The sequence below is a fragment of the Bacillus cereus group sp. Bc031 genome, from assembly GCF_027716265.1.
Taxonomy (GTDB): Bacteria; Bacillota; Bacilli; order Bacillales; family Bacillaceae_G; genus Bacillus_A; species Bacillus_A paranthracis.
Genome location: NZ_JAQFUL010000106.1, coordinates 1 through 14,763, shown reverse-complemented (window position 1 = coordinate 14,763; position 14,763 = coordinate 1). Strand labels below are relative to the sequence as shown.

Below are 14,763 nucleotides of genomic sequence, written 5' to 3'. Positions count from 1 at the left end.
AAACAACGATTTAGCCGTTCATAATGGGGAATTTCATTTCGTTGAAATTGGGGAAATTTGAATCGTTGTTGACAGAAGCTATACAAACAGATAAAATCGATCAAATTTCTGAGGAATATATTGAAATAGTTGATTCAGCAGATGTACAAGTTACTACTACAGATACAAAAGCTGCGCTATCTATCCAAGCGGCATTACAAGCAGCTATTGTGGTTGTAGTAAGTATTTCTATAGCAGATAGTGAAAAGGCAGATAAAATAACACAAGAATTATTTCAAAAATCAGCTATTAAACAAATTAATAGACAAAAAACATTTATTAAAAATTCCAGAAACGTAACCGTAACAACGACTGATACAGATATTGCAGTGAATATTCAAATTCTCCTTCAAATTTTTTTAGCTTTATTAGTTAAACTAAACATTTTATAAAGTGTCTATCCTATTGATATTTAGCTATAAGTTTTCACTCTAAGTAAACGTTTTTTGTTGTAACATATGGTACAAGCTTGGACTTCTTATTATGACTGAATTAATATTCAAGATAAATGAAAAAGCAAGTGTGGAAAACTACAAATAAAGTTGAAATACATTATTTAACAGTAAATGAAACTTATATTTATGTGAAGTGAAGGAAAGAAAGCTGACTTCTTATTAGAAGCCAGCTTTTTGAAGTTATTAGTAAAAAGAAGTGGAAAATAGAAGATTAAGTTACTTGTCCAAGCAATTTTTATTAAATTACATATAATGCTCTTAGTTATTTGAAATTTTTATAGAAAATTGATTGGAGTGAATATTGTAAATGGATGATTTAAACAAATTTTCTTCCTTTAAGTTTGATAAGGATCAAAAGAATATAATTATAGACCTTTTACTCTCAGATATTTTTAATAGGCATGGGATAAATGAAGAAAAACTAAAAAATTTATCGCCAGAAAAAAAGCAGCAAATTAAAAGTATTGTTTCTGAAATACAATCACAAGTTAATAATTATTTAGATTGAAAGGGGGTGAACGTATGGACAAAACATGTCATTCAGATGAAAATAAAAAATGGAGTGCATTAGATTACTCAAATCCTCATCCATCTTTTAAAAATGCTAGTGTTTCAGAAGCAGCTGCGCAAGAAAGTAAAACTTACCAAATTTCTGAAGAATCAATTACAATTGTCGATTCAGCAGATGTAGAAGTTACTACTACAGATACAAAAGCTGCGTTATCTATTCAAGCGGCATTACAAGCAGCTATCGTGGTTATAATAAGTATTTCTATAGCAGATAGTGAAAAAGCTGATCGTGTTGCACAAGAATTGTTTCAAAAATCATCTATTAAACAAATTAATAAACAAGAAACTGTTATTAGAAATTCTAGAAATGTTACAGTTACGACTACTGATACAGACATAGCAGTAAATGTTCAAATTCTTCTCCAAATTTTATTAGCGTTACTAGTTAAATTGAATATTTTATAAAGTGTTTAACTTGTTTTTTATCTAGTGATTCTTTTACTGTTTTAATTATAGTACAGGCTATAAATATTACTCATAACTGGACTAATATTTAACATCGCTAAAATAATAATGAGAGCAATGTGATGGAAAATGAAGTTTGGTTATTTTATGAAAATTTAAAAGCCATTTCCTTTATTGGATTTGGCTTTTAAATTTTAAACAGTATGAATTTGAAAAGATTATATTAAGATAAAGAATTAAAATATAATGATACAAAATACTTATAAAATTATTCGTGTTTTAGAAAAATAATAAGAAAAAGGTGTTTAAAATAGAATCATTTGTATTAACAGTTCAAGTTTTGAAGAATAGTGCATACAATATAAAGTGTTTTCCTTTCTTCATTTAAGTTTTACGTATATAATTTAAAAGTACTATTTTTATTTTATATTTTTTATATTTATAACAGAATAGAGGTTTAAAAATGGGTGTTAAAATCATTACGGATAGTGCGGCGGATTTACCGGTAGAATTGCTGCAAGCATATGATATTGATTTAATTCCACTCCGTGTTTATGATGAAGCAGAAACAGAGTATTTAGATGGAGTTACATTAGAGTCAGTTACATTATTGCAAAAAATGAGAGAAGGCGCTGTTTATAGAACGTCATTGCCTTCACTTGAAACTTTCCAAGAAAAATTTGTTTCTTATGCAAAAGAAGGTAATCCTTGTATATATTTAGCTTTTTCATCTGAACTGTCTGGTACATATCAATCATCAGTTCTCATTAAAGAGGAAGTAAAAGAAACATATGCTAACTTAGATTTAGAAATTATTGATACGAAATGTGCTTCGCTTGGTCAAGGTCTTGTTGTTTTAGAAGCTGCTAAAATGGCCAAAGACGGTGCATCAAAAGAAGATATTTTAAAACGTGTTGATTTTCTAATGAACCATATGGAACATATCTTCACTGTAGCTGACTTACAGTACTTAGTGAGAGGTGGACGTTTAAGTAAAGTCGCAGGATTTATCGGTGGTTTACTAAACATTAAACCGATCTTAAACGTGGAAGAAGGAAAACTTGTACCACTTGAAAAGGTAAGAGGGAAAAAGAAAGTACTTGGCCGAATTGTCGATATAATGGAAGAGCGTGGAAAAGAACTTAAAGGTCAAACAATCGGTATAACTCACGGTGACGATTTAGAAACAGCTGAAGCGTTAAAAGCATTAATTACAGAAAGATTTGGCTGTGAAGTATTTATCGTAAATACAATTGGTGCAGCAATCGGAGCACATACAGGACCTGGAGTTATAACGTTGTTTTTCTTAAATGAAGTAGAGTAAAGGATTGATCTTTTGATCAATCTTTTTTTCTTCAAGGTAATGTTACTATTTCTGTAGCAGATGAGCTGAAAAAATTTAAGGAATTATTACATATGGGTGTTATTACAGAAGATGAATTTAATGCGAAGAAAAAGGAGTTACTAAATATATAAATTAGTTTTTTATGAAATTAGTATGAAAATGCTAAATATAATATATAAAAAAGATGATTCAGTTGTGGACAGAATCATCTTTTTTATGTATTGAAGTATTTTGTTTATAAAAATCTAAATATTTCAATATATTAAAATTTATTTATTTCATATATAATTGTGTAGGGAGAAATATCTGTAACTATTTGTAAAAATAGGGGGCGGCTATAAAATGCATGAAATTGCTAAGTGGGATTTAGATTCATTGTATTCGAATGAAGATATCCTATCTCCAATATTGGAGTTAAAAGAACAATTTTTTGTAACAAAAGATATAGGGATTCTTTCAAATTTTATACAAGCTATTGAAAAAGCAGAATACTATTTGTACTGTCGATTGGCTGAAGAAAGTGTTTCATCTGACATTACTAGATTGACTGTGAAAGTAAAGGAACTAAAAAGTGAAGTGCAGCAAGTCATACAGCAAAGTGAAGTGGAAATTACTGATAATACTAGGCTAATAAAAGCTGAACTACATGCGTGGGAAAATATGTACATACAATTAAGGAATAGGATAGAAATAGAGCACAATAATAAGCAATTATCATTTGGACAAGCAAATCATGTTGCAATGAATAGTGATAATGAAAAGGAAAGACTAGAAGTATTCGAGTCATTAATATGTGCTTTACATAAGGAGAAAGAAATTTTTGCTACTGTATTAAATCAAATAGGAAGATTGCGTAATACAAAGAGTAATGAATTAGAAGACATAGATATTTTAACTCAATCTTTTCATGCAAATGGCATTTCAGAAACTGTATTATTACAAATATGGAATGCGACAGAAGAAAACCTAGATAAATTAGTAAGTGCTTTAAACGTGTATAAGAAAGGTAGAGCTTCGATTACATGGCATGAACTTATGACAGTAAAGGAGAATAATGAGGTTATTATTCCTTTTTCAGTAGCAGTACAAAACATATACGATGCATTAAAAAATATAGATGAAGAATTAGCAGAATTTGCACGTCATGCGATAGAAAGTGGTTGGGTAGATGCAGAGCTGAGAGAGAATAAACCACCAGGTGGATTTTGTGCTCCTTTTTTCAGTGAGAAAGAATCTCGAATCTCAATGCGTTACGACGGAAGTATCGATAGTGTAAGAGTACTTGCCCACGAACTAGGACATGCTTGGCATTTTTATAATATGAGTTTTGAACAATCCTCTTCTTTTTTAGATGATTATTTGCCAATGAGTACAGCTGAATCAGCATCTATTTTCTTTGAAACGGTGCTTATAAATTATCTAATTCAAACAACAGATAGTATAGATATGAAAAAGTCATTGCTTAGCTGGAAAATAAGAAACTGTTTTAATTATGTAATGGCAATTCGAGCATCGTACGAATTTGAGAAGAACTTTTACGAGAAATGTAAAGAAAGTCCTTTAAGTGCTGATCAAATCGAGAAATTATCTATAGTAGCGCAAGAAAAAGCATATGGAAATTCATTATCAGAATATCAGCCGTTCGTGTGGATGAAATATATTCAATTTTATATAGCAGATGTTCCTTTTTATAATTATCCATACACATTTGGATATTTAGTTAGTTTTAGTTTATTAGAAATAGCTAAAGAAAGGAAAAGTACTTTTCATTTGAAATATAAAGAGTTTTTACGAGAAACAGGAAAAGCTCCAGTGGAAGAACTTATGAAAAAACATTTTGAAATAGATATAACGAGCTATGAATTTTGGGATAAAGCCTTTAAACAAATTTCTAAAGATATTGATGAATATTTGCAACTTATGTAAGGGGAGAGTAAAGTGAATCACCAACTTATAAAGGGAATACCTTTTTCAACTTTAGAATATGCAAAAGCTATAAGTTTATTAAAAGGTTGGCTACATGAAAAACAAGAGAAACCAAGATTTGTAGTAACTGCAAATCCTGAAATTGTTATGTCTGCAAAGGAAAGTACGGCTAAATCTAAACAGTTTAAAAAGATGTTACTATCTGCGGATTTAATAACAGCGGATGGAATTGGTGTCATAATTGGCTCGAAAATATTAAAAGGAACGCTGAAAGAACGCGTCACTGGGGCAGATATCACTCACGATTTAATAAAATATTGTAACGATAATAGATACCGCGTCTTTCTTTTTGGAGCTGCTCCAGAAAGTAATAAAAAGGCATTAGAAAAATTAAATGAGCAGTTCCCGGGAGCACAGTTTAAAGGACAGCATGGGTTTGTAAATGGCGAAGAAATAGAAGAAGTAAAAATGAAAATAAAGCAATTCAAGCCGCACTTATTGCTAGTAGGACTAGGTTCACCAAAACAAGAAGAATTCATCTATGAAAACATACAAACATTAAACATTCCACTATCTATTGGTATTGGAGGTATGATCGATATATTATCTGGTACTGTAAAAAGAGCACCAAAAATTATGAGGGATACTGGAACTGAATGGCTGTATAGGTTACTTTCACAGCCGAAAAGATTAAAGAGACAAATCGTACTTCCGAAATTTTTATTGTCGGTTATGTCTGAAAGAATTAAAGGGAGTAATTAATAAAGGAGAGTACATTCATGAACAGAATCGGCATTATCGGAGCAATGCAAATTGAAATAGACTTACTTTTAGAAAAATTAGTTGTACAAGAAGAACAAACAATCGCAGGAATGCCTTTTTACGTTGGGGAATTCATGGGAACAGAAATAATTGTTACAAGATGTGGTGTAGGGAAAGTTAATGCAGCCGCATGTACGCAAACGTTAATTCATAAATTTGATGTAGATGCTATCATCAATACAGGTGTTGCTGGCGGGCTACATCCAGATGTAAAAGTTGGCGATATAGTTATTTCAACGAATGTAACTCATCATGATGTAAGTAAGACTCAAATGAAAAACTTATTCCCGTTCCAAGAGGAGTTTTACGCAAGTAAGAAATTAATGGAGTTAGCACGTACTGCATGCAATAGTAGTAGTTTACATATTGGAGTTCATGAAGGGAGAATCGTAAGCGGTGAATGTTTTGTTGAAGATTCAAACCTAAAAGCGAAATTAATAGATGAATATGCACCGCATTGTACAGAAATGGAAGGTGCAGCAATTGGACATGTTGCCTACATAAATGAAGTACCGTTTCTCGTAATACGATGTATTTCTGACAGTGCAGACGATGAAGCCCAAATTTCTTATGATGACTTCGCGAAAACGGCCGCAAACTATTGTTCAGAAATTATCGTTGAGATGCTTAAAAATATATCAAGTAAAACTGTATTATAATTTAAAAGGAGAGAATGAAATGTTACAAGCATTAATTTTTGATATGGACGGAACGTTATTTCAAACAGATAAAATTTTAGAATTATCGTTAGATGATACATTTGATCACTTAAGATCCCTTCAATTATGGGATACGGTAACGCCTATTGATAAATACCGTGAAATAATGGGTGTACCTTTACCGAAAGTTTGGGAAGCTTTATTACCGAATCATTCTCTTGAAGTAAGAGAACAAACAGATGCATATTTTTTAGAAAGACTAATTGAAAATATTAAGAGCGGAAAAGGTGCTTTATATCCGAATGTAAAAGGAATTTTTACATATATAACAGAAAATAATTGTTCAATTTATATTGCTAGTAATGGTTTAACTGAATATTTACAAGCAATCGTATCTTATTATGAGTTAGATCAATGGGTTACTGAAACGTTTAGTATTGAACAAATAAACTCACTTAATAAAAGCGACTTAGTAAAAAGTATTTTGAACAAATATGATATAAAAGAAGCAGCTGTAGTTGGGGATCGTTTATCTGATATAAATGCAGCAAAAGAAAATGGCTTGATTGCGATTGGATGCAATTTTGATTTTGCACAAGAAGAGGAACTAGCCCAGGCAGATATAGTAATAGATGATTTACTGGAATTGAAGGGGATATTATCTGGAGTAGAGAATACGCATGCTACAAATTGAATGAGGTAACAATCATAAAAATGCTCAGAATAAATGATTCTTGAGCATTTTTATGTATTTTCACACATAGGAGGGGATGGACTTGAAAGGTATACATATTAAACAAATAGAAAATTTAATGAAATATGAATTCAAATATCTTGTTCAAGAGAGTAAAGAAGAAGGTTTTAACTTCCTAAAAAAATTAATAAATGAATATGAAAACAAACTAAACACATTTAATAAAACGGGTGAATGTCTATATGGTATTTTTCAAGGGGAAAAGTTAATTGGAATAGGAGGGTTAAATGAGGATCCATATACAGAAAATAATAAGATTGGCCGATTAAGGCGATTTTATATTTCAAAGGACTATCGTCGTATAGGGCTAGGAAAGTCGTTATTAAACAAACTATTATCTCATGCGGAAAAGAATTTTAAAGTAGTTGTTTTACATACAGATACAAAACAAGGTGATGCATTTTATAGTGCAAATGGATTTGTGAAGGGGCAGGTATATAAAGGCTCTAGTCACTATAAAGTATTATGTTAGTAAAAAAAGAGACCTCTGCTTCGAAAAATAAGCGTATGAAGTCTCTTTTTTCTAGTCAATTATGTTTAACATTCATTTTTTTCAATAGTCCCTTCGGATCACCTTTTACATAATAAAAATGTGGATTATTTTCATCGTCGTAAAGCATAATATAAGGTTTTTGATTAAGAGGGAGAAGAATAAGTACTTCATCAATTGTTGTTTGTAGCCATTGATTTGTAATAGAAACTGGTTTAGATAAAGGAATTTTTATCATGTGACCATCTTTTGGAACGACATTTAAGTTTTTGAAGGGGCCAGTAATGGATTTAGCATATTGAACAGCTTTTTTTTGAATAGCTGGATCTAAAGATTGTTTTTGAACGACCATTTCTTTTTGACAATCAAATACTTCAATTTGTTGATTTGTATTTGCGAACGCATTTGTTGATAATAAGAAGAAAAGAAGAGTAATGACCCCGATTTTTTTCATCATAGTACAACACCTCGTTTTTACTATACCCTTAACTAGTTCAAATATTTTTCTGTCACATACATGTAACAAAGAAGTTGTATGATACAATTAATTTTTGTTTAAAAGCAATGGAGGATAATGTATGAAAGTATTAATCGCAGATGATGAACAAGATATGCTAAGGATTTTAAAAGCTTATTTTGAGAAAGAAGGCTTCGAAGTTTTCTTAGCGAAAGATGGAGAAGAAGTACTTCAAATATTTTATGATGAAAAAATTGATTTAGCTATTTTAGATTGGATGATGCCGAAACATAGTGGTATTACTGTTTGTAAGGAAATAAAGAAAAACTCAAGCGTAAAAGTATTAATGCTTACGGCGAAAAGTGAAAGCGAAGATGAATTAGCAGCGCTTCAAAGCGGGGCAGATGAGTACGTAAAAAAACCATTTCATCCAGGTGTATTAATCACTAGAGCGAAAAAGCTTATACAGCACGATGATGTCATTCAAGTTCAAGATTTGAAAATAGATTTTACGAAAAATAAAGTTTATAAAAATGACAAAGAGTTAGATATTACAAAAACAGAGCTAGAATTAATAAAGTGTTTTTTAAGTCATAAAGGCATGATTTTGACTCGTAAAAAATTGTTAGATATCGTATGGGGATTTGACTATTTTGGAGAAGAGCGAACTGTTGATACACATGTAAGAAGGTTACGTAAAAAAGTAGGAGAAAATATTATAAAGACGCATCGTGGTTTAGGGTATAGTTTGGAGGAGCAGAGTGAATAAACTTGGAAAAAAACTATTTCTCAGCATTTCTTTAACTGTTATTCTTATTTTTACGATCTCTTTATTAATAATTAACTATCTTTTACCGAAATATAATATTTACAAAACGAGAGAGAACTTGAATGAATTTACAATGCAAATACAAAATACATCTGTAAATGAGTTAGAAGATGTAATTCGTACAATTGAAAGCGAAAATAACGTTACGTTTGCATATACGTCAATCAATCAGTCAGAAGATGATATGAACGAAGCGTTACGCATGCAACTTACGAAAAAGAAAGTAGTTTTAAATAAACTGTGGATTACGAAAGACGAAGTCATGAAGGTGAAAGCGGAAGGGCAATCGAATAAACTGTATGATCAAGAGAAGTTAAAAGCAAGTTTTTTCGCTAAATATATTGCAAAAGATAATACAATAATTTTAATGGGAACTTCTATTGCACATTCTAACGAAATTATAAAAACGTTAAATACATTTTATTTATACATTCTTTGTTTCTCACTCCTTCTTATTATTTTACTTGTGTGGATACTTTCAAAAATAATAACGACTCCATTAAAAGAGCTAAGTGATGTAGCTCAGGACATTTCACATTTGAAGTTTAAAAGAACAAAAGTGAAAACGAACGATGAAATAGGGGAGTTAGCCGATAGTATTAATATCATGAGTGATACACTACATGAAGCACATCAAGATTTAACAGATCGTAATGAACATTTAAAACGATTTATGGGTGATGTGACGCATGAATTAAAGACACCAATTGCATTAGTAAAAGCATATTCTATGGGAATTAAGGATGGGTTAGATGATGGGACATACGTAGATACAATTATAAAACAAACAGATCAAATATCAAACTTAATTGAAGAACTATTACAATTTTCGAAGTTAGAAAGAGATGTTTTACAAAAAGAAGAATTCCCTATTGAACCATTAGTCCGAAGTATAATAGATAAGCATAAAATTGAACTGGAGTCGAAAGAAATACAGTTGCAGACGAACAGTAATATTAAAAATCAGGTCATTTATGCGGATTTGAATAAAATGGGAATGGTGTTTCAAAATTTAATTTCTAACGCAATAAAATATACAACAAATCAAAATATAAAAATCATTTTAGAAGATAGAAATAAAAGTGTATATTTTCAAATTGAAAATGAGATTAATGCAGAACAAATTCAAGATATCGAAAAAATTTGGGAACCTTTTTATGTCTTAGACTCTTCACGAAGTAAAGAAAAATCAGGCACAGGATTAGGACTAGCGATAGTGAAAAGTATTTTAGAAAGGCATGGTTTTGACTATGGCGTATCTACTAAAGAGGGAGAAATACGGTTTTATATTTCTATGAAGAATGACTAATTCAATACAATTAGAAGCATCGTCTATTAATAGGTGATGTTTTTTATTGATTATATGAGAGCAGTAAATCAGAATATATAACCTTGAAAGCCCGTTGGAAGAGTGTTCTACAAATTTCTCAAGTTGCTGTATAAAAAAATAAACTGAATTTTCAGTAATTATATTGTGTAGTAAAAGGAGACATAAATGGGGAGGGAAGGATATGGGGAAAAAGAAAATAGCAACATTATCAGCAATATTATCTTTATCAATTACGTCAGGAGTTTCTAGTATGACTGCGTATGCAGACAATAAAGAAACAAACTACATAAATGAGCATGACGTGAAGTTAAATGGAATTGTTTCAGATGCGTTACGTTCAAGTACGAAAATTGAATTAGAAAATGGGATGACAAAACCGATTTATTCGCTTGATGAAGCAATTATTGAAAATTTATTTGTAGAAACGGAAGTAGATAGTGATCGAGATGGAAAAAAAGATCGAGTATCAGTAAAAGTTATGCGTCCAAAAACTGATCCAAATGTGAAAGTTCCTGTTATATATGAAATGAGTCCATATCGAGCTGGTTTAAAAGATGTTCCTGTATATAACGTAGATGAAGAATTGTATGCGTATGAAGGGAAACCGTATGGAGCTGTTAATCTTGGTTCGTATGGAAATTATTATGTACCAAGAGGTTATGCAGTCATTTTAGGTGAAAGTATTGGAACTGGGAAATCAGATGGATGTCCGACGACTGGGGATGAGCAAGAAATATTAGGGACGAAATCTGTTATTGATTGGGTAAATGGACGTGCGAAAGCATATACAGAAAATGGTGAGGAAGTTAAAGCCGAGTGGTCAACGGGAAATGTCGGTATGACAGGAGTTTCTTATAATGGTACGTTACCAAATGCTGTTGCAACGACAGGCGTTGAAGGGCTAAAAACAATTATACCAATCGCAGCGATTAGTAGTTGGTATGATTATTATCGTGCAAACGGTGCAGTGATTGCGCCAGGTGGATACCAAGGAGAAGATACAGATAATATGGCAGAAGCAGTATTAACAAGGGAAAACCCTGAAGTTTGCGGACAAGTAATAAAAGAGCTAACAGCCGGACAGGACCGGAAAACTGGTAATTATAATGATTTTTGGGATAAACGAAATTATGTAAAAGATGCTAAAAATGTAAAAGCGAGTGTGTTTGTTGTTCATGGTTTAAATGATTGGAATGTAAAAACGAAGCAGTTCGCGCAATGGTGGGAAGCGCTTGGAGAGAATGATGTTCCTCGTAAAATGTGGCTACATCAAGGTGGACACGGTGGAACATCAACGAATGACTGGCAAAGAACACAAAATAAATGGTTCGATTATTGGTTATATGGAATTGAAAATGGGATTATGAATGAGCCAATGGTTGATGTACAACGTGAAAATAAAACATGGGAAAAATTAAAAAACTGGCCAGATCCAGCAGCTGTACCGTCAAAAGTGCGAATGTATTTAAGTAATAAAGCAGTTAATTTACCATTCAGTATGGGTTCTGTTAATAAGATGTTTTCATTCGTAGATGATGCAAAAATGAAATCAAACGAATTAGTAGCAAACCCAGAATTAGAAGTAGCCAATCGATTAGTGTATACAATGCCTGTACTGCAAAAAGATACGCGTATAAGTGGTACACCAAAGATTTCAATTACAGGAAATATTGATCGATCTGTATCAAATTTAACAGCATTACTTGTTGATTACGGAGGAACGAAGCCGGAAATCGTAACACGAGGCTGGATGGATCCACAAAACGTAAAAAGTATAGAAAATTCAACAGCGATTCAACCAGGCAAAGATTATACATTTACATGGGACATGCAGCCAGATGATTATGTCTTTAAAGCTGGGCATCAAATAGGAGTCGTTTTAATTGCTAGCGACTATGATTATACAATTAGACCGAAAGCGGGCACGAAGCTTACAGTGAAATTAAGTGAAGTGACATTGCCAATTGTGAAATAAATAGTTATGGATAAAGAGGCTGTCCCAAAAGGTGCTTTTTAGCCAAAACCGAATAGAAAGTGAAAGGAAGAAACGTTGATTTAATAACGTTTCTTCCTTTTCAATTTCATGTGATTTTACTTCGAAAGAGACTTATGAGACAACCTCTTTACATTTTGAAAGGGAGAGTTTAATGTGAATGTTTATTGGTAGATACAAAAAGGCTTACAATAAATAAAAAAATTGCATTTATGATCAATAGGCCACTAAATGTAAGCCCAGCAAAACCTCCAGCGAATCCATCTCCTACTTTTTCACCAATTACATGCAAAGTGGCGAAGAAAACGATGGGGGAAGAAAGAATGAAAATGCCACTGGTAATTTTCCATATTCCCCTATATTTCTTTGCTATAAAGAAAATTAGAGCATTAAAAGCAATAAGAAGTAAAAGAAATATAATGAATGAATTCATCATATCCTCCTTTTGGTAAAGAGTTTGAATTTTCATTATTTACATTGGTATTTCAAAGGAAATATTATACAATATGATTATATTCTATGGAAAGTGAGTGATATATTATGACAGTCAGCTCTTTCGAATTTTCATTAAAAATACAGGTACAGGGAGATTAATTGAATTTAAATCTTCCGTACGTAAAAAACGGGGGAGAAAATAAATGTTTAGTTTTTATAGTACACTTTGCACGGAACTTTATGATTACACAAAGCCTGTCGGTTATTCTTTAAATGGTGATATTGAGTATTACGAAAAACGTTTAAAAAATTGTAGAGGAAGAATTCTCGAAGCAGCAGTAGGATCAGGGCGTGTCATCATCCCGCTTCTTGAGGCTGGTTTTACAGTAGATGGGATTGACTATTCACCTGAGATGCTAGAATCGTGCCGTATAAGATGCAAAGAGAGAGGCTTACACCCTAATTTATATGAAGGAAGCTTACAACAATTTTCACTTCCGCATAAATATGAGGCAATTATTATTCCTACTGGTTCTTTTTGCTTAATTGAAAATCTAGAGGATTCTATAAATGCATTGAAATGTTTTTATGAACACCTTAATCCAGGCGGACGATTAATCGTAGATATTATGCTTCCGTATGACTGGAAGACGGGGGAGATTCATACATCGACTTTTTCTTTACCAAATGGTGACGGAATTACATTAGAAAATAAATCAATTGAAATAGATTGGCTGAACCAAGTTACTCTATCCTATTTAAAATATGAAAAATGGAGTAAAGGGCAGTTAGTACAAACGGAATTGCAACGCTTTGCGGTGTGTTGGTATGGAATAGAAGAGTTTAAACTTCTTTTAGAAAGTATTGGTTTCTCTAATATTACTTGCTCTGCTGACTATGTTTTTGAAAAAAAACCGTCAAATGCAAATCAAATGTTTACTTTTGAAGCTGTGCGAAAAGAAAAATAAAGAAGTATGTAAGAAAACAAGGCAATCGATACAATATCGATTGTCTTGTTTTAATTGTATATTATATTGCGTACATGTTATTACGTTTTCATTGTCCAAGCATCCTTCTACTAACTACATATACTATTTATATTAAAGACAGTCACTATTTTAAATAGAACTGTAATGTTTCTATAAATGATATTTTAGAGAGGTAGGGGATAAATTTGGCAAACGAAGAACAAGATAGAATTGAAAATCAAGTGTATTCAAATCGTGTAGTAAGATCAGAATTTGATGCGAATTGGGAAACTTGTATATCAAAAAGTGGTTATATAATTTATGTAGCAACAAGTAATAATGCTGAAGTAATAGTACTTCTTGCAGATGGTTCAAGTAAATTATTAATTTTCGAACAAGGCGGTAAAGTAGTAGTAGGCGGTGGTGGAACAAGTCATTACAGTAAGCCGCACATCGCAAGAAATATTTAAGGTAGAACAAAATACCGGAAAATGGTTAACTCATTTTAGTAGAACTTGATGTACTACAAATACTTTTGAATGATCAGAGAAGTTTGTAGGGAATTGTACGGATCAATATTTGAAATATAATGTATGGTTTGAAGAATTCTATAAGCAATAAAAAAGCATTTCCTATTTCGGGAAATGCTTTTTCTATGTTATAGTATAATAGTGTTTTAAAACAATGTTATTTTAATATATTTCAAATTTTGTTATGTATTATTTTTATATTAAATTAGTTGCGTAAGTATTTTTTTATATAAGGAGTAATAATTAGAGAAATGAAAAATATAGACTTTATACTAGAAAGTGATGAGGCATTAAAACCGTCTGAACGATTAGTACTATTATTATTAGAGAAGCATAGAATGTTATATACGAACGATCTATTGGCATTATCTAATTTATCATATAAAACATTAACAGATTCATTAACGTCGCTTGTATTAAAATCATATGTGTTAAAGGAAACAGGTAAGGGAAGAAGACAGAATTGTTATAGATTGGTATGATAAGACTGCTGATTTTAGAGATTTTATATTAATATTTATCGAATGTAAGGGGAAAACGCATTTTTGTTTTCAAATGAAAAATGTAATAAACTTAAATGTTTTTAATTTCATTTTTGTTAATGATAATTTAATTATTTTAAAAAATAGAAAAATAAAATAAACTGCATAAAACAGAAATAAAAAAACAATCCGTTTTTATAATCCGTACCCTTTGTAAAGGACATTTTAAAAAAAGTTAGGCGGCATCAAGAAGATGATTTCTGTATTCAACAGG

General features: G+C 31.3%; 14 protein-coding genes and 3 pseudogenes. 15 read left to right on the top strand and 2 right to left on the bottom strand.

From position 1 onward, the window contains the following. Positions 1 to 68 precede the first annotated feature (68 nt). From PDQ33_RS25755 to PDQ33_RS25710, 9 genes and pseudogenes are all read left to right on the top strand, one after another. Positions 69 to 431: pseudogene (locus tag PDQ33_RS25755) on the top strand (spore coat protein); the annotation flags it as partial. Between the two features lie 370 nt (positions 432 to 801). Further along, positions 802 to 1,002, top strand: coding sequence for a spore coat protein W (locus PDQ33_RS25750; protein WP_000342253.1), 201 nt, complete (start codon positions 802 to 804; stop codon positions 1,000 to 1,002). A 14-nt stretch (positions 1,003 to 1,016) separates the two neighbouring features. Then, on the top strand, positions 1,017 to 1,469 hold the full coding sequence (locus PDQ33_RS25745) for a spore coat protein (RefSeq protein ID WP_000361679.1): 453 nt from the start codon (positions 1,017 to 1,019) through the stop codon (positions 1,467 to 1,469). 463 nt (positions 1,470 to 1,932) lie between these two features. Then, a complete protein-coding gene (locus PDQ33_RS25740) occupies positions 1,933 to 2,793 on the top strand; it encodes a DegV family protein (protein ID WP_000538272.1) in 861 nt (286 codons plus the stop codon). Positions 2,794 to 2,840: 47 nt separating this feature from the next. After that, positions 2,841 to 2,945: pseudogene (locus PDQ33_RS25735) on the top strand (SHOCT domain-containing protein); the annotation flags it as partial. A gap of 211 nt (positions 2,946 to 3,156) precedes the next feature. Further along, entirely contained in the window at positions 3,157 to 4,740 is a 1,584-nt protein-coding gene (locus tag PDQ33_RS25730; protein ID WP_061130569.1) for a M3 family metallopeptidase, read from the top strand. A 12-nt stretch (positions 4,741 to 4,752) separates the two neighbouring features. Further along, positions 4,753 to 5,502, top strand: a complete 750-nt coding sequence (locus PDQ33_RS25725; protein ID WP_061130570.1) for a WecB/TagA/CpsF family glycosyltransferase — start codon at positions 4,753 to 4,755, stop codon at positions 5,500 to 5,502. Positions 5,503 to 5,519: 17 nt separating this feature from the next. Further along, a pseudogene (locus tag PDQ33_RS29110) lies at positions 5,520 to 6,915 on the top strand (5'-methylthioadenosine/adenosylhomocysteine nucleosidase). 82 nt (positions 6,916 to 6,997) lie between these two features. Next, complete coding sequence (locus tag PDQ33_RS25710; protein ID WP_071741972.1) at positions 6,998 to 7,447, top strand: GNAT family N-acetyltransferase; 450 nt, start codon at positions 6,998 to 7,000, stop codon at positions 7,445 to 7,447. A gap of 55 nt (positions 7,448 to 7,502) precedes the next feature. On the opposite strand, the gene PDQ33_RS25705 is transcribed toward PDQ33_RS25710, so the two are convergent. Continuing rightward, positions 7,503 to 7,922 carry a hypothetical protein gene (locus PDQ33_RS25705; protein WP_000976095.1) on the bottom strand — a complete coding sequence of 140 codons (420 nt, stop codon included), beginning with the start codon at positions 7,920 to 7,922 and terminating at the stop codon, positions 7,503 to 7,505. Between the two features lie 121 nt (positions 7,923 to 8,043). On the opposite strand from PDQ33_RS25705, the gene PDQ33_RS25700 reads away from it, so the two are divergent. The 3 genes from PDQ33_RS25700 to PDQ33_RS25690 all read left to right on the top strand — a co-directional run bounded on the left by PDQ33_RS25700 (position 8,044) and on the right by PDQ33_RS25690 (position 12,056). Next, positions 8,044 to 8,691: a response regulator transcription factor gene (locus tag PDQ33_RS25700; RefSeq protein ID WP_061130574.1), complete on the top strand. Its 648-nt coding sequence runs from the start codon at positions 8,044 to 8,046 to the stop codon at positions 8,689 to 8,691. Beyond that, the gene (locus PDQ33_RS25695) at positions 8,684 to 10,060 is read left to right on the top strand and encodes a sensor histidine kinase (protein ID WP_061130575.1); all 1,377 of its coding nucleotides are present in this window, start codon (positions 8,684 to 8,686) and stop codon (positions 10,058 to 10,060) included. The genes PDQ33_RS25700 and PDQ33_RS25695 overlap by 8 nt, the downstream gene beginning before the upstream one ends. 202 nt (positions 10,061 to 10,262) lie before the next feature. Beyond that, a complete protein-coding gene (locus PDQ33_RS25690) occupies positions 10,263 to 12,056 on the top strand; it encodes a Xaa-Pro dipeptidyl-peptidase (protein ID WP_061130576.1) in 1,794 nt (597 codons plus the stop codon). Between the two features lie 169 nt (positions 12,057 to 12,225). Here the strand turns inward: PDQ33_RS25690 and PDQ33_RS25685 are convergent, their stop codons facing one another. Further along, the gene (locus PDQ33_RS25685; RefSeq protein ID WP_001083943.1) at positions 12,226 to 12,507 is read right to left on the bottom strand and encodes a hypothetical protein; all 282 of its coding nucleotides are present in this window, start codon (positions 12,505 to 12,507) and stop codon (positions 12,226 to 12,228) included. Between the two features lie 205 nt (positions 12,508 to 12,712). Between PDQ33_RS25685 and PDQ33_RS25680 the strand changes: the two genes are divergently transcribed. The 3 genes from PDQ33_RS25680 (at position 12,713) to PDQ33_RS25670 (ending at position 14,489) form a co-directional block, all read left to right on the top strand. Further along, positions 12,713 to 13,477, top strand: a complete 765-nt coding sequence (locus PDQ33_RS25680; RefSeq protein WP_270756835.1) for a class I SAM-dependent DNA methyltransferase — start codon at positions 12,713 to 12,715, stop codon at positions 13,475 to 13,477. Positions 13,478 to 13,683: 206 nt separating this feature from the next. After that, a complete protein-coding gene (locus PDQ33_RS25675; protein WP_001262613.1) occupies positions 13,684 to 13,947 on the top strand; it encodes a hypothetical protein in 264 nt (87 codons plus the stop codon). Between the two features lie 311 nt (positions 13,948 to 14,258). After that, complete coding sequence (locus PDQ33_RS25670; protein WP_000789033.1) at positions 14,259 to 14,489, top strand: hypothetical protein; 231 nt, start codon at positions 14,259 to 14,261, stop codon at positions 14,487 to 14,489. The last annotated feature ends 274 nt before the right edge of the window (positions 14,490 to 14,763 follow it).